Below are 21,262 nucleotides of genomic sequence, written 5' to 3' on the forward strand. Positions count from 1 at the left end.
GGGGCGTGTGCTGGTCGGTCAGCGTTCGAGCTCGCTGCGCGCTTCACTGCGCGCGGACCAGGTCCAGCAGGGCCTCGCGCCGCTTCTCCGACCGCTGTGTCGCCTCTACGCGGGCCCTTTCTTGTTCGTGCTCGGCGGCGAGCCGGTCAAGTTCTGCGTGTCGTCGCCGCAGTTCGAGGGCCTCGGCCTCGAGCGCATCGGCGCGGGCGGTGACGGCGGCCAGAGCACGCGCGAAGAGGTCCTTGTCCTCGTCCAGGTCGTTGTCGCGGTCTGGCGCGAGGCGAGTGAGGCCGTGGAGATCCTGGGTGATCTCCCACAGCGCGAGGGAGAGCCAGTGGACCTCGGCGTCATCGGGCGCGGATCGGGTTAGTTCGGCCACCGGCCTTGAGTGCCCGCTTGGCCACCTTCCTCGCGGCGGTATCCAGGTCCGCCAGGACGACGAAGCGTCCGCGGTGCGCGGTGGCGAGCCGACGGTAGCGCCGCCGCTTGAAGGCGAGCGGAATCAGTCCCGCGGCGTGGAAGAGGGCGAAGCCGACGGCGGCGCATGCGACCATTCCCAAGCCCAGTGCGAAGAAGCCGAACCCCACCACATCAACCCCCGCGAGCATGCCCTGTTGCAGCCAGCTCGAGTGCGCCAGGTGGCCGAGCCAGAAACTCAGGCCGCCCAGGGGAAGGGACACGACGAATGCGGCGGGAGCCAGGGCGGCGAAGGTCTGAAAATCGTCCTCGCTGTACGAGTCTCCGGTGGGGAGCCCGCGGGTCAAGGTCTGCCGTGCGACTGCGGGTACGTCGGGATCCACGACGACCTTGATCATCCCAGCCGCCGGTGGGTTCGCGCGTGACGCCTGATCCTTGCCGGACATAGGGGTCCTTTCAACGAAGGGTAGCCGCGGCTGGCTCAGCATTCGGGGCTGGGCTATGCGGTGCGGCGGATCTCCAGACGCTTGTGGTCATCGGCGGCCAGGCGGTGGATGTCTGCGACCGTGCCGGTCTCGGGGTCGTGGAGGTGCAGTCCCGCGGCCGTCAACGCGCGCTGCGCGTCATCGAGTTGCTTCCGGCGCTGTTCAGGCGGCTCGTCGTCCCACAGACAGGACAGCTCGATCAGTCGATCGCCCCCCTTGCTCACGCCGACCGACGAACCCGCCTTCCACAACGGGGCCATTGCCTGGCAGGCATCGTGGAACAGCAGCTGCACGGCCAGGATCTTCAGCGTGGTGGGGCGGGACTGCGCATTACGCGCCCGGTCCGCAATCGTGTTCGCGCTCACCCCCTGTTCCGCGCTGTCGGCCACCATGGCATCGGCGAGCCGCTGCTTCGCCCGGAACACAGCGAGCGCGGCCGGGGTGGTGTGGTCACGGCCACCGTCCTCAAGCGGAAGCGGCCAGCCGGCCCGCACACACAGGTCCTGCAGCGCCATCTTCTGGTCGAGGTCCGAGGCCGCCTCGACCCGGGTGATGGGCTTGTCCCAGCCCAATTCGGGGTGCGGATACGTACGCTCCACCGTTTCGCCGCGCTGCTGGCTCCAGGACGCGACGGGCCCCAGATGGTTGATCACGTCGTCGATGTCAAGCCAGGTCAAGCCCTGCTCGTGCAGCTGCTGCAGCAGGCTCTCGAACTCCCGCACCACGCGCCGCGGGAACCTGAAGAGCGGCCCCGGCATCTGTTCGTCCTGCACGCCCACGCCCCTTCGTCTCGTCGCTGACACCACCATGCCAGTCAACTTCTTTACCAGTCAAGAAGTTGACCGGCATGGCATGGTGGTGATGGTCGCCTTCGACAGCGCGCATCACTCGGCAATCGACCGCCCGCCACCCGGCTTGGGTGGTTCGTCAACCGCGGCGCCCCGTGGCTCCGATGAACCCCGATCGTTGGACAGACACGAACGAGGGTGACGTCGTACAGACCGGCGCCCGCACGCGGGCTCCGGCCGCTATGACATGACGCACCCGCTCCTGCGTCAGAGCGAAACGAGGGCCAATGCCGAGGAACCCTGCTACTGACCCGACGTACGGCTACGACCCAGACACGGGAACCGTACGCCTACGTCACCACGACCTGGCGCGGCTGCTGCTGATGTTCCGCGAGCTGATGCGCGACCAGAAGCCGGGCGAGTGGCAGCACATGCACGACTACGACGTGTCCTTCGAACGCCTGGCAGACGTCGTGGATGCCGCCTCGCAGGCTTCGTACGGCAAGCACTGGGATGGACCTGATCTACGTATGCGCTGCACCACGACCGAGGCGGTGTACGAATGGCCCGAGGGCGCACCGTACGATGGCGAGGCGACGTTCACCTGGAACGTTCCCGGCTACGGCTCGCACACCACGGATGAGGAAGAGGTCCACGCGTACGCGAACACGGGCCTGTGCGGGTTCAGCTGGGCCAAGGACGACAAGCCGCGCCGGGTGGCTGGCCTGCCGGACTGCCCGGAGTGCCGGCGCGAGGTTCAGTTTGGTGCTGAGCGCCCTCGCGGCGCCTGGTGACCACCTGGGCCCCCGCAGGCTCCCGTGGCCGCCGCCAGGATGCCCCGCACAGGGCTCGCGACGAGCTCGGGGCAGCGGCCGGCGGGCTGCGTCGATACCACGCTGGTGGCGGTGATCTTCTCGCCTCAGGTCAGGTTGCATGAAGGCGGGTTGTCAGTGGTGGGGCCTACGTTGGAGAGATGGCCTTACCCCCCGACCCTGCTCACTGGCTCCTTCAGATATCGATCAGTGCAGCCCCGAGCGATCGTCTCTTCCGCGAACAGGTTGGCCTGCTGCGGACGGTGGCGGACTTCGACCCAGGCACGAAGACTTGGGCGGTTCTGCGCGGAACATTCGACCTGCGCACCCTGGAGATCCTGCAGACCCTCTGCGATGCGGCCCGCCTCTACGGCACCCGCGTGCATCTCAACCCGGTACCCGTGCCTGACCATTGGCAAGGCCCTACGCTCACGGCCGACCAGGACCTCGCGCAGCACCTGCACGTCTGCTTGGACGCCGGGCGTCCGCTCGGGCAGCTGGTCCGCACGTTATCGGAGGGCGCCCAGGGGTAGTGGCCGGGTGCCGAGAGCTGCTGGAAGTCCGAGGTAGACGCACACGATCGCGTCGTTTCGACGAGGCCTCGACCTGCTGCGCCCGCACGTCCGGGACGTCGTCGATCTGGCCCACCTCTTGATCGAATACGACCGGGCCGACGAAGCCATCAGTGGCAGGCCGCCGCGGGCCGAGCCCCGCGCCGTACGCCCCCACTGGCAAGGGCGTAGTCAGGGCAGCTTGGCGTATAGCCAGGTCCGGCGGCCTTCCTCGCTGGGGATGGGCCGCGGAGTGCTGGGGCCGGTCGCGTCGTAGAAGCCGCCCAGGCTGTGGGCCATGGCGAGGACGGTGTCGGTGTCGGGGCCATCGATAGTGATGCGGACATGGTCGGGCTCGGTGAGGTGCGGGCACTGAAGGCTCATGTCGGACACGACGCGGCCCGCGCCGGCGGAGGTTCTGGCCGGGCACCCGGATCACTCGTACGGGCACGGCGTGCGGGGGGACTGGTCTGGGCGGCCGTTGTGTCAGTGCCCCCGACCACAATGGGGCGAGTGACCGACGAACCCGGCAACTGGCCGCGCCCCACCTTGCCCGGCCCTTTGAAGGCAGCTCTGAAGGTACTCAAGGCCGAAGGGTGCGCGCTGAGCCTGCTCGACCTGGCGCGAGCCGACAAGCTGCTCAGCGACCTCGGAGCACCCGCACCGCCGTCCACGCTCCGGGCGCTGGAGCAACTCCACGCTGCCCACGCCCCTCTCGCTCTCTTGCCCGACCCTGCCCGAACTGCGGTACTCGAAGACGCGCACATCGTGCCCTGGGAAAAGAGCAGGAAGGGGTGCGCCTCCCAGGAGGAAGCGCGTCGACGATTTCACCGCTGGCAGAACGCCTTGGTCCTGTGCAGACATTGCCACGCGATCTTCGACAAGACCTGGCTCATACCGGCACAACTGATCGTTCACGCCCGGCTCACGGCGCTGCGCACAGCGGCCGGCCACCAGGCCCTGGTGCACTACCTCGAGCGCTCCCTCGCGTTCCGCGCCGGAAGGTCACCTGAGTTGTTCGGGTCGGACGAGGCCTTCGCCGCCCACGAGCTCCACCGACTGCACGGTCACGGCGGCCACATCACGGTGCGACCGCACCTGAAGAAGGATCGCGTCGTCCAGTCCGCGGTCAGCCCTGAAGACGGCCTGATCCGCGTCGGCGCTCTCGGCGACGACTCGGGAGGGTTCTTCTTCGCCTACGCCATCACCGACGTGCCACCGCCCAAGCCGACCCGGGGCCGGACCGATGGGCCCAGCCCACACCGCTGAGGTGCGTGTCGAAGCCCGGGCGACGGGGCCGACAGCACGCTCCTCAGGTGCCGACGCCCCACCGTCACGAGCCGGGACCGAACCGTCCTTCGACGTACGGCCAGTTCTCGGCAGTGTTGAAGTCTGCCGCGGCCGCGAGGAACCGGTCGCGGTCCTCGGACGACTCCCCAGCAGCTGCCTTGGTAATCAACGCGCGCAGCTGTGCTACCTCAGCTTCCAGCTCGTCGAGCCGGGCGACCTTGCGCTCCAGCTCCTCCAGGCGCTGCCGCAGTTCGTCCTCACTCATAGATCGATCTTCTCACTGGCACCGCAGCGACGCCTGCCCCCGCGGCCCCGAGGCGGCGCCTCCCCCAGGACCTCGGCGGCCGGCCTGCGCGTGCGCTTCGCCACAAGGCCTCGCATGGTCGATCAACTGCCTAATCTGGAGGGGCTGTTGTTGACCGAAGAGGAGCATGTGACCGCCAGGGGAACTGTCAGCCCCGCCTTGTTCGCCGGGCTGCTCGATCCACACGGGGTCGATGAACGTGCCGCGCACAATCCGGCTCAAGGCCTCCTACTGGCGTGCGGCAGCGGCGGCAGCGTCTCCAGCCCGGTGCGGAACACGGCCGCACCTTCCGTGTCTGCGAACGGCCGCCGGCCTCGTTCGGCTCGCCGCGTCACCCGTACGGGCAGCTGCCCGCCAAAATGGCCGGAGCGTTACGCCCTGCGGACGACGCCCGAATGGGGTAGGACGACCCGGTCTTCGACCTTCCCAGGAGCCAGACGTGAACGACGACGAGATACGTAGGCGCTTCGATGGACGCCCCACCGTGGAACTTCGGCTCGGTCATGCTCCTGCCCAGTTGAGGAGCCAGGTCGAACGGGTGGCCAACGCGTTGGGCTACCGCCACCTTGCCGCTCACAACCTCGGCCCTGGCGGGTGCCTGCTCGTGTTCGGTAGAGACGACAATCCGGTCGCGCGACAGCGTGCAGCAGAGACGCAACAACGGCTATGCGCCGGCGGAGCGTTGTTGGACGCGGTGGGGTCGCCATCGCCGCCCCCACCGGGGCCACCACCTGCCGCTCGACCCGAGCATCAGCTCCGAGGACCTGTTCGACCACCCTCTGAACCACCGCCACCACCTCCCCTCGCCCCTGAACCTCAACCAAAGTCCCCGCCTCCGCCGAGCTATCCGCCCCGCCCGGGCTCGCCGCCATGACGTGTCCACGGACGCTTCTAAGCGCCCCCGCCAGTGGGGCCAACCCTGCGGGCCCCCGCCACGCCCCCTGCGCACCCCGTTTGTTGGCCCCGAGAAACGCCCAGCGTCCGCGTTGCATGGTCCCGTTCGCTCTTCCTTGCTGGCAGTCCTGGTGGTACTCGCAGCTCCTGCTGAATAGGCTCGCTGGATGGAGTGGGGGACGATCGCCGGCACGGCGCTCGGCGCCGTCGTCGGTGTGGGCTCGACGCTGATCGCCGATCGGGCGCGGTGGAGGCGCGAGCAGTCGGCGCGCGACCGTGAGTCGAAGCGGCAGCTGTATGCCGCCTACCTGGCGGCGTTGTCGCGCACACGCAACGAGTTCCGGAGCCTGGTCAGGCAGCTTGACTTGACGGTGGAGGAGCGCTCCGGGGCGGCCGGTAGGAGCTTTCGAGAGGGCGGGGCTTATGAGCTGCGGTACGAGGTAGCTCTCGTGGCACCCGAGGCGGTCACAGTGAAAGCGCACCAGGCGCTCCACTGGCTGCGCGATATGAACGACATCGTCGAGCAGGGTGTGGTCCGCGGTGATGAGCGCTGGGTGGCAAGCCACGGCGCTTTCGGCGATGCCCTTTCGGCGCTGCGGGAGGCGATGAGGACAGACCTCGATGCAACCGACTGAGCGGCCGCCGTCGGACTTGTGTGCCCGGTCCTCGCGTGGCGGGCGATCGGTCAGCTTGCGCAACGCCATCCGCCCCTCATGCGAAAGCACAGCTAGTCAGTGGGATCTCCCGGCTGGAGTCCACTCGCCACGACGTTGAAGCGCCCCATCGGGAATTCGACGTCAACCCCGTCAACAGGGTCATCGTGTACCTCTGCGATCGTGCCCATGCTCCCTTCCGGGAGGTCAGGATCAGCGAAGGTGGTGACCACCACGTCTCCCGGCTGGTACGCATCAGCAGTCATCCGGCCACTCCTTCCGTGTCTGCGAACCGTACGTATCTTCGTCGGTGGCACGGCAACGGCAACCACGCCCCCGGTCCCCGTAGCCTCAAGGGTGACTCGCTGCCCACGAAAGAAATCCAGTGGAGGGCCCCCGACGTGTGTGCCACGCTGGCGCACGTCAAAGGGGTGTAGCTCAGCTGGCCAGAGCGCCGGTCTCCAAAACCGGATGCCGCAGGTTCAAATCCTGTCGCCCCTGCCATGTCCAACGGCCAGGCGCTCGGGCACGGACGCTCTGCGGTGCACGGCTCAGACACGTTGGCCCCCGTGTTCGACGCGTACGTGCAACTACTTCTTAGGTTCCGTGCGCTCGTGCTGCCGCCCCACCTTCCGCTGAAGGTCTGGCGGTCCGGTTCACGGTGCGGCACTCGGTGGAAGCCGAGCATCCCCGGCGAGTCGATGTCGATGGCGATGACGCCCGGCGGGTACGCATCCTCGTTGGTGGTCAGCAGGATCGACATCGCGGACACCTCGGCGCGTGGCAGCGCGCAGTACAACGCGTGGCAGGTGTCCGCCCCGCCGTACCCGTCGCGGATCATGGTGCCGACCGTGGCCGCGGCGATCGTGTCCAGGTCGTCGACTGGCGCGGAGTCCGAGCGTCGGAGCGCGGCTTGGCCCGATCAGTGCCGCCTGAGACGGACGCCCGGCGGCCGCGTCCGTCAGCCAGGGCCTGTCAGTGGTCGCGCGTACGCTCCTCGCCATGAATCTTGACGATCTTGAGTGGCAGGTGCGGACGCGCGGCGGAATATCACCGGCCCTTGTCTCCCTGCTGCGGGAGAAGGGCGACGTGGACGTGCTGATCCGCGCCGCGCACGAGCGCGACATGTGGTTCTGCGCGGAAGCAGCCGCCGAAGAGCTCTGCACGGCAGCCGAGTTCGAGCGCGCGCACGCCGTACTGGAACCGTTCACCGCGGCCGGGTGGCAGCCGGCTCGCTGGGCCATGGCCGACGTTCTGCTCGCGTGGGGGCGCACCGGTCAGGCCCTGGATCTGGTGGATCTGGATGGCACCGGTCGCGCGACGGAACGCGAGTGTGAGAAGTTCGCTGCTCTGTTGGGCAAGGCCGGGCGGGTGGATGAGGCGATCGAGGTCTTGGTGCGGCATCTCGGCGCGTACCGGATCCGCGCCTGCCTCATCGAGATCACCAAGGGGCAGGGCCGTGACGAGCGTGTGCTGGAGCTGCTCGCACCGCTTGCGGACGGCGCCCGCCGCGCTCAAGGCGGCGAGATCTTCGGCCATTTCGTGGGCTCGGAGCTGTACCAGTGTGCAGAGGTCCTCGAGCGCGCCGGCCGGGTCGATGACGCGATCGGCCTCCTTCACGACGCCACCGCCGAGCGGTACTGGAGCCACAACCTGCTGGCGGCCTACGCCGCGCTCCTCGTGCGTCATCAGCGGATCGACGCCCTGCGGGACTTCTGTTCCGGCGAGCACCCCGACGTCGGCGTTCCCTCCTTCGCCTGCGCCCTCGAACAAGCCGGACGAGATGAGGAAGCAGAAGGCGTGCTGCGCGAGTTCGTCGCGGCGCAGCAGTACCCGAACCACTACCGCTGGGCCCTGATCGATCTCCTGAATCGGCAAGGGCGCCTCGACGACGCCATCGAGGAGGCGCGCCCCACCTTCGAGGAGCACGACGGCTCCCTGCTGGAGTCAATTCTTCATCTGCTGCAGGAGGCCGGGCGAGCCGATGACGCGGTCGCCCTCCTGGATGAACGCTCCCCCGAGTACATCGAGGAGCAGTACGACTGGTTCCCCTCGCAGCGCATGTGGCTGCTGGGCGAAGCCGGCCGCTACGAGGAAGGCCTCGCCTACGCCGCAACCGTGCCGATCGACGAGTACGGGCTGCGAGGACAAAAGGCCTGGCTTCTGGCCGGTGCCGGCCGCCTCGACGAGGCCCTCGACCTGCTGCGCCCGCACACCCGCGACTTCTTCGATCTGGCCTACCTGTTGATCGAGAACGGCCGGGCCGGCGAAGCGATCACCGCCATGCCGCCGCTGGCTGAGTTGCGCGCCGTACGCCCGTACTGAGTCATCAGGGGCGCGGGCCGTGGATCAGCGCGCACGGTCTTGTCAGTGGTGCCTCATATGTTGATCGGCTGTGGAAATCACTGGCGATCTGAGCATCGAAGCGACGGACATGGTGACGGCCGAACTCATGCCGCTGGGACCGTGTCCGGGCGTCAGTACACCCTGGCCTGTCCGATGTCTGCGCTGCCAGCGGGAAACGACGACGCTGACCCTCCTGATGGTCAGGAAGGGCAAGGCCTGCCCGCACTGCCTACCGAAGCAACGATGGTTCAACCGGACTGCGGTCACGCATTTCGACGCCCTGGCGACGCGGCTGGGCCTGCTGTCACTGGAAGGTTTCGTCGATGCCACCACCCCACGAAGGGTTCGCTGTCGACGCGGTCATGAGCGGACGAAAACCCTGGCGGACATGCGCAGGGGCACTGGCTGTCAGGCCTGCAGCGCAGGCCAGCATCTTAAGATCGCCAAGGGTGAAGCCCTCGCGCGATTCGCGGGCAAGCACTTACAGCTCCTCGTTCGGTACACGAAGGCCAACGACCACCTGCCGTACCGGTGCACCGTCTGCGGACACGAAGGGAACCGCTCGCTGACGCAGATTCGCACGGAGGACAAGGGCTGCACCCGATGCGACGACAGGCTACTCAAGCAAGTAGAGGCAGCCGCCGCCGTACCGGAAATGCGTAGCTATTGCTGGGATCCGGATGAGCCCTACCCCGGCGCAACCGGGATCCCGTGGCGCTGCCGCTGCATGGAGTGCGGCCGTATCCGTCACCCCACGTTGTCCCGCGCTCGTTCGATCAAGGGCTGTGACTGCTCGCACCGCGACGTCTTCGGACTTCCGGCCGTCTCGCCCGAGGACGCGTTCAACCGCGCTATCGACCGAGGCTGGATTCCTCAGGAGCAGTACCAGAACTGTATGGCTCGGTGGAAATGCGCCTGCGCCACATGCGGGGCCATCGGATACCCCACGCTGAACAACATGGGCAAGGGCACCCGTAAACGTGACGGCTGCGCCGCGTGCGTCGTCAAGGAGGTCTCAAAGGAAGGGCTGGCCTCCGCAGCCCCTGAGGCGCGGCGGCTGATGCTCCGCGCGGGAGCCGAGCCGATCGACCCGTTCCCGGGGGTGAGCAACCCTTGGAATTGCCGCTGCCTGCGATGCGATCGGGTCATTACGCCCCGCCTGGCCAACGTTGCCCGCCAAGGGCCCTGTTGGTACTGCGCTCCCCGCGGCATCAACCCGGAGCAGCCCTCCGTGGTCTATCTGATCCATCACCGGGAGATGGCTGCTCTCAAGATCGGAGTGTCCAACGTGAAGAACTGGCCCCGCCGCAGACGTGATCACCGAAAAGAGGGCTGGCAGGTGATCAATGTCCGGCACGTGGGCACCGGCGTTGCGGCTGAGGCCATCGAGCAGGCGGCCCTATGCGAGGTGCGGGAGCGTGGCTACCCGATCTGGCTGCCCAAGAGGGCGATGCCGCAGGGCGGCCACACCGAGACGTTCTCCGACGACATCAGCATGTGGGAGGTGTGGCAGCTGGTGCGGGCGCAGGAAGCGCGCGCGCCTTGCGCGGCTGCGTAGTCGGCCAGCAGTTCCGCGAGGTCGTCGCTGTGCAGGCGGGTGTCAGCGTCTTCGTACGGGTCGTCGAGGCTGTCCACGACGCTGTTCGAGGCGTTGTCCAGCACGGCGGCGAACGCGGTGTGGAACCCTGCCTTCTTGAGGTATTCGACGACGTCCTCCTGGGGTGCGCCGCCGCGTTTGATTGCGTCGGCAAGGAGGTTCAGCGCGGCGGCCGCGGCCGGGGCGAGGTAGGCGAGTTCACTGTCGCCGGTGCGCTCGGCGGTGGTCTCGATCACGGTGACCGTTGCGGTCGTCGCGAGCTCGCGGCTTCTCGTGCTCTCCGGGCGGCTGCTCATGCGGATGTCGCCAATCGTTTCGGGAAGATCAGGTGCGGGGCGCGCCGACGGTGTACACGGCGTCGAAGCCCTCCCCCGTCAGGAGCTTGAGCGCGGCGGCCGTCTGCTCGTGCTGCCAGCAGACGGTCGTACGCCGCACGCGCCGGCTGGCGGGCCGACGCTCGTTGCGGATGAGGCAGTTGCCGAGATCGGTGAGGAACACGACTGCGGCCGCCGGCCGGCCGAACGTGCGGGCCTTGGTCAGCAGACCGGCCCGTACGGAGGCCTCCACGTTGGTGGAGTCGACCACGGTGATCAGCCCGCGTTCCATGCGCGTTGCCACCAGGATGTTCTGCAACTGCACGGCCGGGCGGGTCACCGCCTGCTCCCCCGGATCGTCGGCCAGACGCCCACGCAGCTCGTCCAGGTTCACCACCCAGCTGGCCGGGAACGGCATGGCGAACCGGGACTTGCCGCTGCCGGCCGGCCCGATCGTCACGACCAGCGTGCCCGGCGCGAACAGCTTGCGGGCCTCCTCCCTCTCGTGCTCATCGGCGTCACGGTGCGCGTCGCGCTCGTCGAGGTAGCGGGAGCGCCCGGCCTGGCACGCGGGCAAGGACTGACAGCCCCACCCGAACGTCACCCGGTCGGGATACTTCACCGAGACGCCGGCCGGATCGGAGAACCGCCACGTGAGGTGCGGCTTCAACGTGCGCGTGCTCATCAAGGACTCCGATCAGGCCGAGAGCAGAACGACCGAGAGCCGAACCCCCGCCGTCCGGGCAGGAGTTCGGGCGGGAACTACCACGAGTCGGGGGCGTACCTCTTGATCAGGATCAACAGCCAGTTCGGGGTGGCCGACGGGCAGGGACCGCCCCAGACGTGGATGCTGCGGGACTCCATGTCCGCCACGCCGTTCGGCGGAACGCGGTACCCGGACACGGTGGCGTCCCAGGAGTACTCGCTCGCGTCGGCCTCGCGCCGGTAGGTGATCGTCGCCGCGTACGGGGCGATCGTCAGGTCAAAGTGGTTGCTCAGGTGCGGCGTGCCCGCCAGGCGCAGGATCTCGACGTGCTGCTGCGCGACCGGCTCGACGGTCATCGTCTCGCAGGGCTGGACGGTCTTGGTCATCGTTTCTCTCTCCTGGGTCGCAGGGGCGTGCCGGGGAGGTGCGGGACGGCCGTAAGGCTGGACGGTCGGGTCAGGCCAGCAGCAGGTCGTCGTCGCCGAACGGCATGGTGCAGGTGTCGTCGGGGTGGGTGCCGACGTGGTCGGGGCCGCTCCACTCATTGAGGTTGTGCGTGCCACGCTTGTTGAGGCGGCGGGTGCAGGTGTAGCCGTTCCTGCTCATCAGCCCGCACTCGCCCGCGGGGGCGAGCGGGTTACGGAACGGCGCCTTCACCCTGGTCGGAACGACGCCGGCCTCTTCGAGGGCCTGCGTGTACTCGCCGACCGCCTCGCGGAACAGGTCACTGGCGCGCTCCTGCTCAACTGCGGTCAACGCGGCGGTTCCGGGACCGGAGCAGTCGATGTTGCGGGCATCACGGATCGTGCCGCACGACGACCAGCCGGACCCAACCTGCACGGTCGCCCCGCAGTCGGCGCACGTGCCCTCGAAATACAGGGCGTGCTCAAGAGTCGGGCGCGGCATCTGCTTCCACTTCAACGTGTGGCCGCGTTCAGCGATTTGGGTGTTCATGTGCTGCTTCGCGAGAGTCCACCAGCGCTGCGCCATGGCCTGCCTCCTTGGGGCCATTCGACTCACCCTGTGTATATACACAACCTATCGGAGCGTGTATATACACGTCAACCCTTCTGCTCGACTAAGTGCATATACACAACTAACTTTGGAGCATGGCAAAGCAAAGAACGGACGGACACACGCCGCTACGGCCGCTGCGCATCCCGGACGACGAATGGAAAGCCCTGGGTGCCTATGTGGGTGACCGCGAACGCACCCGCGTCGTGCGCGAGTTCATCCGCTGGTACCTACGCTGGCCGGATGCGAAGGCGCCAGAGCCGTCGCGCGCCAAAGAGGCCGTGTACGCCCCAGAGGAACCATCGGATGGCTGACCACACGCGCCCACGCGGACGCTCGTGCAGACACCGGGCCGACCACCTCGACTCGACGCTTACGAGCGACTTGTCCTCCATGCTGCGGGGCAGCTGCGCATGATGCCCCGGGCACTCACAGAGCCCGTACGGGTGATCTAGGACGTAGGGAAGAACCCCGCTGACCGGGGCTGGCGTCGTGCCGACCATGACCACACAGCGCGCGCACCTCGACCTGCCCGATCACGTCCGCATCACCATCGACGGCCCCGACACCGACACTGTGCTCGCCATGGCCCTCAGCTTCGGCACCCTGTACGACGCGACCGGGCCGAGCACGCCGCGGCCGATCCCTGGGGAGGACGGCCGGCGCACTTGGCTGTACGCCAAGCTCCCACCCTCCTGACTCGTTGCGCGCCCGCGCGACGGCCGGACTGTCAGTGGCCCGTGGCAGTGTGAACGGGTCCGGCGGTCCCGCGTCCCTGAAGCCGATGCTGCCGCCGGACCCCTACTCCCCCTGACACCGGCGTCACGGTCCCGCTACCGTGGGAGTCACGGCGAAACCGTGTCCGCCGGGAAGGAGTGACTGCAGTGAGCCAGGACTGGAGCATCGACACCATCGTCCACGCCCTGCCCTCCCCCGAGCTGCGGCAGAAGGCGCTGCGCGATATCCATCTCGCCCCGCTGGACCAGCTGGCGCGGGTCGTCGCGAAGTGGCAGACCATCGGGGAACGATGGAAGACGACCGAGCAGCCCCGCATCGACGCGGCCCGTGCGCACCTCGAGGAGCACAACACGCTGCCCGACGAGTACACGGAGACCGAGGAGTCGGCCCAGGGCTTCGATGCGTGGAAGCAGCAGATGGAGCAGCTTCGGCAGCAGCGCGGCGCCGCGTGAACTGGCACTTCGTCCGCTCTCCGCACACACTCGACGCGATCCTCGCGCTGCCCGTCGACGCGCAGCTTGCGCTCCTCGACCTGATCGACGCCTTGGAGGTCGACCCGTACGCGGTGTCCGAACCGTTCGGGATCGACGACAAGGTGACCCGTGAGGCGTCGTTCGGTGACTTCGGACTGCTGGTGATGTTCGTGAATCCGATCACTCAGAAGATCACGGCACTGTCGTTCACCTGGACCGGCTAAACCAGGGCATCCCCAGTGCAGTGCCCGCCTGCCAAACGGTGGGCTCATGCCCTCCTTCAACCGCTGGCCTCGCACTCCCACGGCCGTCGTTCATCGCCCCGACCAGGTCCGAATCGCCGAACTCGACCACAACTCCTCGGCGTCGTCCCGGGCCCGGCACCCGCGGGTCCTCGCTGTCGCGCTCGCCAGATTGGCCCCGTACCGCTCGGCGTACTCCGCATCAACTCCAAGCTCGCAAACCACAAGAGACAAGATCAGACGAAGAAGGGCACGCCCCCCCTCAGTGGGCGGGGGCCTCTCTCTATTTCGCACCCCCTCTGGTCTTCTGTGGGGGCTAACGCTCAGTCCTCGTCTAGGAGGCCCATAACTTCGGGAAGGCTCAAGATCGCCTCCCTGCGAACCGGATCGCCTTCCAGTTCCGAGATCTCGACAAACATTTCGGCTAGTTCCGCACGATCCGCCAACGAAAGATCCCTGAACATGGCGGTAGCCGGCTCGAGGATGTTATTGGCTACATGCGGATCGATGTCGTCGTCATCGGAAAGGTCGATGGATACGGACACTGCCGCAAATGCTCGCGCCAGGACGTGAACGATGTCCATTAGGGGACCACCCTTGCCTTCATGTTTGTGATGTTGAGATGTCCGAATATCTTACGCGCCCGTCGCGCCTCGGCCTCGGTGGGGACTTCCCAGACGCCGGTATAGCCATTCTGCTCCAGTGCCATGGACTGCCGCTGAGCTTGCCCGTAAGTCTTGTCGCTCGTCCTTATGGCTCGCTTGCGGTCGTACATCACACCGTTCGTGGAATCGAATCCATCGAACTTGACCGTCGCCAGCTTCTTTCCGTTCACCTTGTAGTACTGCAAGGCTGGCGCGAATCCCTGCCTGAAGCCCATGACGCCGCGTTCGTAGGCTGCTGCCTCAGGGCTCATGTATGCGTTCTCAGATACCCAATGGACATCGCCGTCACAGTTGTGAACGAGGACCGGAGTCTCGCCCGCCAGGACGTAGAACGTGTGCAAGTCATCGACGGTGAGGTTGTACGTGCGCTCTCGCTTTGTGAACGCACGATTAGCAGTCACGATGACGCTGTCGCCGTCATCGGTCAGCAGGGTCATCCCGGGCCGGAGCTTTCCGGCGTTGACCCACTTACCTTCCGAGGGGGACCAGAAGGGATGCTCGAACGTGGCCGTAAGTTCTTCGACCCCATCGTCCGTGGCGATAGACAGTTCGTTGAAGAACCGGTCTTCGTCCGTAACGATGATGCTGGTGACCTTACGGGGCCCTCGTTTGCCGGTCTTGGGATCGGTAGCGAGCACCACGTCACCGAGGTCCACGTCGTCGATCGCCTTGGCAGCACCACTGGCTAGGAGAACCATCGTTCCTGCCACAAAGCAATTGGCGCATCTGATTCCTGCGCTCGCTGCTCCGCCCTTGAGCGCCTTCTTGATCAGGCTTTTCAGCAATCCGACTCCGCCGGCCGCCGTGCTCGCGCCGTCCGTGGCGGCTTCTCCGGAGGAATAGGCCTGCGAATCGGTGTCGACGCCTGCCTTCTTCATGAGCTTGTCGTAGCCCTCAGTAAGGCCACTGCAGTCCTCGACATGGCATCCAGGACTGAGCTTCGTCAGCGATTCCAAGCCGCTCACAATTGAGCGCCCCATGCCTCCGATCAGGTCCCAGCCGTCGCCTTCAGGGCGTGGGTCGAATCCAGGATCTTTCACGCAGCCGGGCTTGACCGGGCCGTAGCTCCCGCCGGGTGTGCCGAATGCCCCTGCGCATGAGCCGCTGCCGCCGCTACCTGAACTGCCCCCGCCGCTTCCGTAGTTGCTGGTGCCGCCCGCGGACATCTGTGTGCTGCCGCCGCTACCGCCGCCAAACATCGATGTGACTCGTGCCATGACGAACCTGACGATGATTCGCATGACCATGCGAAGAATTGCGCGGAAGAACTTTCCGTCGGGATCGCTGAAGGCGACAGGGTTGTTGTTGCTGTAGCCGTATCCGTTGACTTGCTGGGGGTCCTTGAGGTCCCCGACAGGGTCGACGCTCATGAAGCGGCCGGTGGTGGGGTCGTATTCACGGGCGCCCAGGTTTGTCAGGCCGGTCGGGTCTTGGGTGCCGCCGACGAATCCCTTCTCGCCGCGCCAGCCGGTGGGCGCGGGTCCGCGATTCTCACCGAAGGGCTGCATGCTTCGGCGGGTCAGATTCTGCGTCGCGGCATCGATCTGCAGGCTGGCTGTGCCGTTGTGGTCGGTGCATATCCACGTCAGCGAGCTGGGTGTGCGCACCGCAACGGGCTTGCCGGCATGTGTGTAGTAGCGGGTCGCTTCGACCTTTCCGCTGGTTTTGTCGAGGCGGAGTTCGGTTTCGCCCAGATAGAGAGTGGTGCCGGTCTTGTCTCGACGGATGAGTCGGTTGCCGGCTGCGTCGTTGAGGAACGACGTGGTGCTGCTGTCGGCCTCGGTGACCTTGGCGAGGTCGCCTTCGACGTTCCAGTCCAGGTTTTGTGTGGTGCCGTTGAGGTTACGAGTCTCGGTGTTCCCCTGCGGGTCGTAGGTGTAGCTGTTGGTGGTCTTGGTGCCGCTGGCCATCTCGGTGACGGTGTTGGCGAGGGCATGCGGCCGGGGCTGCTCGGCAGTTTTGTAGTTGTAGGTGGTGGTGGCCGGTCCACCGGAGGCGAGGTGGTTGGTGGCCGTCTTCCGGTTCCCGGCACTGTCGTAGGTGAAGCTCTGCCAATACGGGGCGCGGCCGCCGACGTTGCTCGTCGTGGGTGCTGCTGAGCATTCCCCGGTCGCGGTCCAGGCCGTCTTCAGACGGCGATGGCCGTCGTAGGCGAAGCACTGCTTGTCACCGGGCGTGGTGGAACGGTCGTCCACCTCGAGGGGGTTGCCGGCCTTGTCGTAGCGGTAGTTGATGTCTGCGTCGGTTCCGACATGGGTTTCGGAGACGACTGTCTGCCGAGCAAGGCGCTTGGTGCCGTCCTCGTAGCTGTAGTTGATGTCGGTCCAGTTGGCGGAGGACGAGACACCAAGCGTGGTGCGGATCTGCTCGCTGGCGGGCAGGTAGTCGGTGTTCTGCACGATGCCCGTCAGGCCCTGAAGCGTGTCGGGTAGGCGCGTGGCCGTGTAGCCGTAGGTGAGAACCTCGGAGGCCAGACCCCCCATCGCGGGAATGGTGCGCTTTTCGAGAGTGCCGTCGAGGTTGTAGGCGTTGGTGATGGTGTACGTCCCGCTGCCGGCCAGTGCACCCTCCTTGGTGCTGACCGTGTACTGCTCCTTCAGCGGACGGTCGAGCTTGTCGTAAGCGGCGTTGGTGATGGCGTAGACGTCGCCGCTCTTGCCGCCGACGTAACGGATGGCGGAGGTGAGCTGCCCCTTGGCAATGGTGTCGTAGGACCAGCGGGCCAGGATCTTCGAGTCGTCGGGCGTGGGCACGCCGTTTACCAGAGGCACCTTGCCGTCCACGCGGGCGGAGGGCCGGCCGAGAACGTCGTAGGTGTGACCGATCGTCTTCTTGCGTGCGTCGGTGGCTGCGACGACTTGGTCGAGGTCGTTGTACTCGGACGAGCTTTCACCAGAGTCCGGGTCGGCCCCGTAGGTCTGACGGCCGAGGAAGTCGTAGCCGAATTTCCAGGTGTTGCCGTCGTCGTCCTTTACTGTCTTCAGCCGGTCGGCGTGGTCGTAGGCGTAGGTGAGCTTGGTGAAGTTGGAGCTGGACGTGCTGCCGTCGTATTCACGCTTCTCCACCAGGCGACCGCGGGCGTCGACTTCCTCGCGGACCGCGGACGCGCCCGTCGGCGGCTCCACGATGGTGGCGTTTCCGTCGTAGGTGGTGGTGGTGCGGGAGAATTCCTTCCCGCGGGCCAGCATCTTCTCGATGGTCGGTCGACCCGCGCCGTCGTAGGTCGTCTGCTTGCCGGCCGGGGCGGCCGTGGTGAGGGTGGCCAGCGCTCCGCTCGGTGTGGTGTCGTCGATGAACTCGGTGCTGGTTTCCGCCTCCATGCCGCGGGTGTCGTACTTGGTCTCGGAGATCACCCGTCCGCCGCCCGTTGCTGCAGGTGTCTGCATCTGTCGGGGTCTGAGCAAGGCGTCGTAGATGGCGTATTGAGTCAGATACGTGGTGCCGTCGTTGTTGAGGGACTTGGTCGCCACCCAGGACGCGGCACTCTTCTGAATCTTGTATTCGATCTTCTGGTTGGGGCTCTTCCCTGCGGCTCTGTCACGGTTGGCGTGCCAGATGTCGGTGAGCCGTCCCAGTGCGTCGTAGGCCAGTTCGGTGCGATTTCCGTTGGGGTCCGTGGTGGAGGTGTTGACCCCCCAGTCCGGCGCGTGCTCGGTGGTGACCTCGTGGCCGGCCGCGTTGGACTCCACCGTCTTGGTCAGCGGCCCGCCGCCCGCGGGCGTGTACTCGGCGTGCTTGACCTTGTCGCCGTGGGTGTTGAACGTATCGACTGGACGACCAAGGGCGTCGAAGGTGGCGGTGGCGACCGTCTGGTACTTGGCGACCCCCGTGGTGTCGTAGCCGGTGGCGCGCTCGGTGCGGGTGACATCACCCTTGGTGGGCGCGATCCCGTAAGCCTGGCCGTCGTACGAGGTACGCACGTCCGAGACAACGTCGGTGGTGTCCGGGTCGCCGGTGCGGTTGGGTGTGGCGGAGCAGGCGGCGGAAACCTTTTCCACTCGCTTCGGGTAGTTGAGCATCCACGTGGCGGTGTTAGCCGCGTACTCGGTGCGCACGCAGTCCTTTTGGCCGCCTGCGTCCGTCTCGACCGTGAGGGGCAAGCCGCTGGTCTGGTCGTAGGTGGTGTTGGTGGTGATGGTCATGTCGCTGCCGCTGTTGAGGCGGGTGCGCTTGACCTCGGTGCCGGTGCGGACCAGATGTCCCTTGACGGTGCCGTAGGAGTGGGTGTCGCTCGAGGTCTCCTTCGACCACGGGGTGAAAACGGTGGCGGTGACTTCGTTGCCGGAGGTGCCGTTGTAGGTGATCTGTTCGCGGACCTGGCCGGCGTACTGCTCGGAGTCGGTCTTCGCCACACCGTTGGAGTCCGTGACGGTCTCTGTGCGGGTGGTGCCGTCGGACTGCTTGTCGCCGTCCATGCCGCGGTAATACAGCGCGGTGGTCTTGGAGCGGGTGCCGGCGGCTTCGCCGACGTTGGTGGTGACCTTCTGGTAGCCGCGCCAGATGTTCCAGGTGCGGTACTTGTTCTGCGAGATCGGCGATTCGTCGTCGTAGGCCCAGGCGCCGCCGCCGGAGTAGGTGTAGTCGGTCTGCTTCAGCGGTGCGCCACCGGTCGGGTCGGACTCGGAGACCTGGGTGACGACGTACTTGTGGAAGAAGTCCGTGCGCGGCTGCGGATCGTCGCCCGGAGTGACGCTGGTGGGCGGAATCCACTTCACCGGATAGCAGCGCTTGGTGTTGGAGTCGAGCGCGGTGGGGACGTTGGTACCGGCGATGCACTCCGGGTCGGAGTAGTTCACCGTGAGCACCGACCCGGTCTCGCTCGTGACCCGGCGCACACGCCACTTGATGTAGGGCACGACGCTGTCGCCGGTCTTGTCGACCCGGTTGTGCAGCTGGATGCCGTCGAACGTCACGGCGGGCAGGGTGATCGCGGTGCCGGACTTGCCGGTCTGCTGAACCGACTTGAGCCACAAACTGGGCGCCGAGCCATCCCCCGGGTCAAGGAAGTCGTGCTCCAGGTGCCAGTTGTTGACATCCCGGTAGTCCGTATCGGCGCCGGTGCCGGTGCCCTTGTAGACCTGGGTGGTGACGTCGGTCAGGCGCTTGCGGCTGAAGAACGACGGCGTGTTCTGGTCCGTGCACGGCTTGTCGGCCGCGCAGATCTGGTCGTACGGCACGTCGGGCCAGGCGGCCTTGTTGGCGGAGGTGAGGCTGCTGCAGGTCTCCCCGCCGGAGACGGGAAGGCAGCGCTCGGCCACGGAGAACTTCACCCGGGCCGCGGCGGGCTGGGTGGTGGAGAAGATGGTGTCGGTGCGCTGGCCGTAGTCGATGCGCTTGAGCCAGCCGCCCCGGGTGTAGGCGGAGCCGTTCCCGGTGGTGGCGTTCTTGGCGTAGTAGTTGGTCTCTTTGCTGTACCAGTACGTGCTGACGTTGCCGTGCGGGTCGACGATGTAGTCGAGGTTCCAGCGCCAGGCCTGGCTGAGTGAGCGGTCGGCGAAGCTTGAGCCCTTTTCATATCCGGGCTCGCCCGCGTCGTCGCCGTAGACCGGAACCGTCCACGTTGAACCGGTTTCCGGGTTGCCCGACTGCCAGCCTTCGAGGCGGTTCTTGCCGAACACGTACTGGGTGCCATCGATGCCGGTGATGATCCAGTGCTCGCCGTTGTCGTCGCCGTTGGTGGCGCCGGTCTTCAGCTCAACCTTCTCGCCGTCGTCGCTCTGCAGGTGCCAGCCCTTGCTGTCCTTGATCAACGCACTGGATTTGCCGTTGAGTACGACGGAGGCGTTGTCCTCCTTCCAGCACTGATCACCCTTGGTGTCATGGCCGTCGTCGGCGCACGCGCCGTAGGAGCGCTCGATGTACGAGGACGGGAGGTCGAAGCCTTCGCCGACCCAGCTGGTCTGGCTGCCGGTGGCGGAGGTGCGGCCGTCCACGCTCTGCGCGGAGTAGCCGAGCGATACGGTCGGGGATGCGCCGGCCGGGGCGGGCACGGTGCCCATCGGGTAGGACCAGGTGAAGTCACCGTTGGAGCTGCCGCCGCTCCAGGTCGCCGACGGCGCCAGCGGGGTGGCTCCGTAGGTGCCCTGGTCGGAGGCCGCGGCGGCGGACAGGGCCACCACCCTGGTGGTGGCGGACTCGCTGGCGGCCTTGGGGGTGGCGACCTGAGCGGTGAGGGTCTGTTCCTTGGTGTCGTTGACCGTGGGCAGTGCCTCGGTCTTGCGGCAGGACGCCTTGGACGGGGTGGTCAGGGCACAGGCCGGCAGTTCTACGGCCCGCAGCCGCGAAGCCCAGCCACCGCCATAGGCGTTGGCGAATCCGCTGTAGTCCACGCTCAGCGACATCCCCGACGCATCGGTGTCACCGTCGGCCCGCTCTACGGCCAGCACCAGACCTTCCAAGGCGAGCTTCTTGGAGTGCCTCTGGTCGAGCACCGTGACCTTGGCGCTCTGCGGCGCTGCGGGGACCATGGCGTTCTTGCCGGTCTTCGACTTGGTCTTCGAAGTGCTCTTGGTGGGCGCGGCGAGCTCGATCGGAAGGCTCTTGGCCTCGACCGCCTCCCCGTTCTTGGCCGGCAGATCGAGCGTCACCGAGGAGGCCTTGGGCCACGTCGGCTTGGTCGCCGCCACCTGCCGGGTCTTGGCCGCCGCCTCGTCGGCCGGGTCCTTGTACTTCTTGATCTTTTCCTTGAACGGCACCGCGGTGCCGTAGTCGGGCTTGGCGAGCTTGCCGTGGTCCCGGGTGGAATCCGCTTGCGGAGCGGCGCCCAACAGGGTGGCGATCACGGCGCCGGCGACCGGCAGGCTGACCAGGGTCAGCCTGCGGCGTCCGGCCCGTTGCCAGGACCACGCAGGCAGCTGAAATCTGCGTTGTTGCACGGGGTGTTGTCCTCAGGTTGATATGGCGGGGCGGCGGGGCCGCTCCGCACCGGGCCGCGGCCCCCCACCACTGGGGGGGGGGGAGAGGGATGGGGGGG

General features: G+C 66.9%; 21 protein-coding genes and 1 tRNA gene. 11 read left to right on the plus strand and 11 right to left on the minus strand.

Annotation, left to right across the window (positions count from 1 at the left end; genetic code table 11):
• Window positions 1–43 precede the first annotated feature (43 nt).
• The 3 genes from JAO81_RS04075 to JAO81_RS04085 are packed head-to-tail and all read right to left on the minus strand — an operon-like array spanning window position 44 to window position 1,675.
• Window positions 44–379, minus strand: coding sequence for a hypothetical protein (locus tag JAO81_RS04075; protein WP_199546350.1), 336 nt, complete (start codon window positions 377–379; stop codon window positions 44–46).
• Window positions 348–863, minus strand: a complete 516-nt coding sequence (locus JAO81_RS04080; RefSeq protein WP_199546351.1) for a hypothetical protein — start codon at window positions 861–863, stop codon at window positions 348–350. Before JAO81_RS04080 ends, JAO81_RS04075 begins: the two co-directional genes overlap by 32 nt.
• Before the next feature lie 53 nt (window positions 864–916).
• The gene (locus JAO81_RS04085) at window positions 917–1,675 is read right to left on the minus strand and encodes a hypothetical protein (RefSeq protein ID WP_199546352.1); all 759 of its coding nucleotides are present in this window, start codon (window positions 1,673–1,675) and stop codon (window positions 917–919) included.
• A gap of 302 nt (window positions 1,676–1,977) precedes the next feature.
• Between JAO81_RS04085 and JAO81_RS04090 the strand changes: the two genes are divergently transcribed.
• A complete protein-coding gene (locus tag JAO81_RS04090) occupies window positions 1,978–2,484 on the plus strand; it encodes a hypothetical protein (RefSeq protein WP_233414888.1) in 507 nt (168 codons plus the stop codon).
• Between the two features lie 179 nt (window positions 2,485–2,663).
• Window positions 2,664–3,035, plus strand: coding sequence for a hypothetical protein (locus tag JAO81_RS04095; protein ID WP_199546353.1), 372 nt, complete (start codon window positions 2,664–2,666; stop codon window positions 3,033–3,035).
• Between the two features lie 210 nt (window positions 3,036–3,245).
• Here JAO81_RS04095 and JAO81_RS04100 read toward each other — a convergent pair whose 3' ends face one another.
• Window positions 3,246–3,437, minus strand: a complete 192-nt coding sequence (locus JAO81_RS04100; RefSeq protein WP_199546354.1) for a hypothetical protein — start codon at window positions 3,435–3,437, stop codon at window positions 3,246–3,248.
• Window positions 3,438–3,566: 129 nt separating this feature from the next.
• Between JAO81_RS04100 and JAO81_RS04105 the strand changes: the two genes are divergently transcribed.
• Entirely contained in the window at window positions 3,567–4,322 is a 756-nt protein-coding gene (locus JAO81_RS04105) for an HNH endonuclease (RefSeq protein ID WP_199546355.1), read from the plus strand.
• 64 nt (window positions 4,323–4,386) lie between these two features.
• On the opposite strand, the gene JAO81_RS04110 is transcribed toward JAO81_RS04105, so the two are convergent.
• On the minus strand, window positions 4,387–4,608 hold the full coding sequence (locus JAO81_RS04110) for a hypothetical protein (RefSeq protein WP_199546356.1): 222 nt from the start codon (window positions 4,606–4,608) through the stop codon (window positions 4,387–4,389).
• Between the two features lie 1,100 nt (window positions 4,609–5,708).
• On the opposite strand from JAO81_RS04110, the gene JAO81_RS04115 reads away from it, so the two are divergent.
• The gene (locus tag JAO81_RS04115) at window positions 5,709–6,176 is read left to right on the plus strand and encodes a hypothetical protein (RefSeq protein WP_199546357.1); all 468 of its coding nucleotides are present in this window, start codon (window positions 5,709–5,711) and stop codon (window positions 6,174–6,176) included.
• 92 nt (window positions 6,177–6,268) lie between these two features.
• Here the strand turns inward: JAO81_RS04115 and JAO81_RS04120 are convergent, their stop codons facing one another.
• Complete coding sequence (locus tag JAO81_RS04120; protein ID WP_199546358.1) at window positions 6,269–6,460, minus strand: hypothetical protein; 192 nt, start codon at window positions 6,458–6,460, stop codon at window positions 6,269–6,271.
• A gap of 161 nt (window positions 6,461–6,621) precedes the next feature.
• Here JAO81_RS04120 and JAO81_RS04125 point away from each other — a divergent pair.
• The 3 genes from JAO81_RS04125 (at window position 6,622) to JAO81_RS04135 (ending at window position 10,098) form a co-directional block, all read left to right on the plus strand.
• Window positions 6,622–6,698 (plus strand) — tRNA-Trp (locus tag JAO81_RS04125).
• Between the two features lie 585 nt (window positions 6,699–7,283).
• Window positions 7,284–8,519 carry a hypothetical protein gene (locus JAO81_RS04130; RefSeq protein ID WP_307813129.1) on the plus strand — a complete coding sequence of 412 codons (1,236 nt, stop codon included), beginning with the start codon at window positions 7,284–7,286 and terminating at the stop codon, window positions 8,517–8,519.
• A gap of 70 nt (window positions 8,520–8,589) precedes the next feature.
• Window positions 8,590–10,098, plus strand: a complete 1,509-nt coding sequence (locus tag JAO81_RS04135) for a hypothetical protein (RefSeq protein ID WP_199546360.1) — start codon at window positions 8,590–8,592, stop codon at window positions 10,096–10,098.
• Between the two features lie 363 nt (window positions 10,099–10,461).
• On the opposite strand, the gene JAO81_RS04140 is transcribed toward JAO81_RS04135, so the two are convergent.
• From JAO81_RS04140 to JAO81_RS04150, 3 genes are all read right to left on the minus strand, one after another.
• On the minus strand, window positions 10,462–11,136 hold the full coding sequence (locus JAO81_RS04140) for an ATP-binding protein (protein WP_199546361.1): 675 nt from the start codon (window positions 11,134–11,136) through the stop codon (window positions 10,462–10,464).
• Between the two features lie 77 nt (window positions 11,137–11,213).
• Window positions 11,214–11,543 carry a hypothetical protein gene (locus JAO81_RS04145; protein WP_199546362.1) on the minus strand — a complete coding sequence of 110 codons (330 nt, stop codon included), beginning with the start codon at window positions 11,541–11,543 and terminating at the stop codon, window positions 11,214–11,216.
• Window positions 11,544–11,613: 70 nt separating this feature from the next.
• Window positions 11,614–12,147, minus strand: coding sequence for a hypothetical protein (locus tag JAO81_RS04150; protein WP_199546363.1), 534 nt, complete (start codon window positions 12,145–12,147; stop codon window positions 11,614–11,616).
• A gap of 119 nt (window positions 12,148–12,266) precedes the next feature.
• Between JAO81_RS04150 and JAO81_RS04155 the strand changes: the two genes are divergently transcribed.
• From JAO81_RS04155 to JAO81_RS04170, 4 genes are all read left to right on the plus strand, one after another.
• Window positions 12,267–12,485: a hypothetical protein gene (locus JAO81_RS04155; protein WP_199546364.1), complete on the plus strand. Its 219-nt coding sequence runs from the start codon at window positions 12,267–12,269 to the stop codon at window positions 12,483–12,485.
• Between the two features lie 187 nt (window positions 12,486–12,672).
• Window positions 12,673–12,870: a hypothetical protein gene (locus tag JAO81_RS04160; protein WP_199546365.1), complete on the plus strand. Its 198-nt coding sequence runs from the start codon at window positions 12,673–12,675 to the stop codon at window positions 12,868–12,870.
• 185 nt (window positions 12,871–13,055) lie between these two features.
• A complete protein-coding gene (locus tag JAO81_RS04165; RefSeq protein WP_199546366.1) occupies window positions 13,056–13,361 on the plus strand; it encodes a hypothetical protein in 306 nt (101 codons plus the stop codon).
• Window positions 13,358–13,606: a hypothetical protein gene (locus JAO81_RS04170; protein WP_199546367.1), complete on the plus strand. Its 249-nt coding sequence runs from the start codon at window positions 13,358–13,360 to the stop codon at window positions 13,604–13,606. Before JAO81_RS04165 ends, JAO81_RS04170 begins: the two co-directional genes overlap by 4 nt.
• A 341-nt stretch (window positions 13,607–13,947) precedes the next feature.
• Here the strand turns inward: JAO81_RS04170 and JAO81_RS04175 are convergent, their stop codons facing one another.
• Window positions 13,948–14,208 carry a hypothetical protein gene (locus tag JAO81_RS04175; protein WP_199546368.1) on the minus strand — a complete coding sequence of 87 codons (261 nt, stop codon included), beginning with the start codon at window positions 14,206–14,208 and terminating at the stop codon, window positions 13,948–13,950.
• A complete protein-coding gene (locus JAO81_RS04180; RefSeq protein ID WP_233414907.1) occupies window positions 14,208–20,756 on the minus strand; it encodes a polymorphic toxin-type HINT domain-containing protein in 6,549 nt (2,182 codons plus the stop codon). Before JAO81_RS04180 ends, JAO81_RS04175 begins: the two co-directional genes overlap by 1 nt.
• Between the last annotated feature and the right edge of the window lie 506 nt (window positions 20,757–21,262).

Origin of the sequence: Streptomyces sp. N35 (genome assembly GCF_016464295.1) — a bacterium.
Taxonomy (GTDB): Bacteria; Actinomycetota; Actinomycetes; order Streptomycetales; family Streptomycetaceae; genus Streptomyces.

Coding starts and splice junctions, on each gene's coding strand:
- JAO81_RS04080 (WP_199546351.1), bottom strand. CDS start 863: ATGTCCGGCAAGGATCAGGCGTCACGCGCGAACCCACCGGCGGCTGGG.
- JAO81_RS04145 (WP_199546362.1), bottom strand. CDS start 11,543: ATGACCAAGACCGTCCAGCCCTGCGAGACGATGACCGTCGAGCCGGTC.
- JAO81_RS04095 (WP_199546353.1), top strand. CDS start 2,664: ATGGCCTTACCCCCCGACCCTGCTCACTGGCTCCTTCAGATATCGATC.
- JAO81_RS04150 (WP_199546363.1), bottom strand. CDS start 12,147: ATGGCGCAGCGCTGGTGGACTCTCGCGAAGCAGCACATGAACACCCAA.
- JAO81_RS04120 (WP_199546358.1), bottom strand. CDS start 6,460: ATGACTGCTGATGCGTACCAGCCGGGAGACGTGGTGGTCACCACCTTC.
- JAO81_RS04115 (WP_199546357.1), top strand. CDS start 5,709: ATGGAGTGGGGGACGATCGCCGGCACGGCGCTCGGCGCCGTCGTCGGT.
- JAO81_RS04160 (WP_199546365.1), top strand. CDS start 12,673: ATGACCACACAGCGCGCGCACCTCGACCTGCCCGATCACGTCCGCATC.
- JAO81_RS04180 (WP_233414907.1), bottom strand. CDS start 20,756: ATGGTCCCCGCAGCGCCGCAGAGCGCCAAGGTCACGGTGCTCGACCAG.
- JAO81_RS04090 (WP_233414888.1), top strand. CDS start 1,978: ATGCCGAGGAACCCTGCTACTGACCCGACGTACGGCTACGACCCAGAC.
- JAO81_RS04110 (WP_199546356.1), bottom strand. CDS start 4,608: ATGAGTGAGGACGAACTGCGGCAGCGCCTGGAGGAGCTGGAGCGCAAG.
- JAO81_RS04175 (WP_199546368.1), bottom strand. CDS start 14,208: ATGGACATCGTTCACGTCCTGGCGCGAGCATTTGCGGCAGTGTCCGTA.
- JAO81_RS04140 (WP_199546361.1), bottom strand. CDS start 11,136: ATGAGCACGCGCACGTTGAAGCCGCACCTCACGTGGCGGTTCTCCGAT.
- JAO81_RS04155 (WP_199546364.1), top strand. CDS start 12,267: ATGGCAAAGCAAAGAACGGACGGACACACGCCGCTACGGCCGCTGCGC.
- JAO81_RS04100 (WP_199546354.1), bottom strand. CDS start 3,437: ATGAGCCTTCAGTGCCCGCACCTCACCGAGCCCGACCATGTCCGCATC.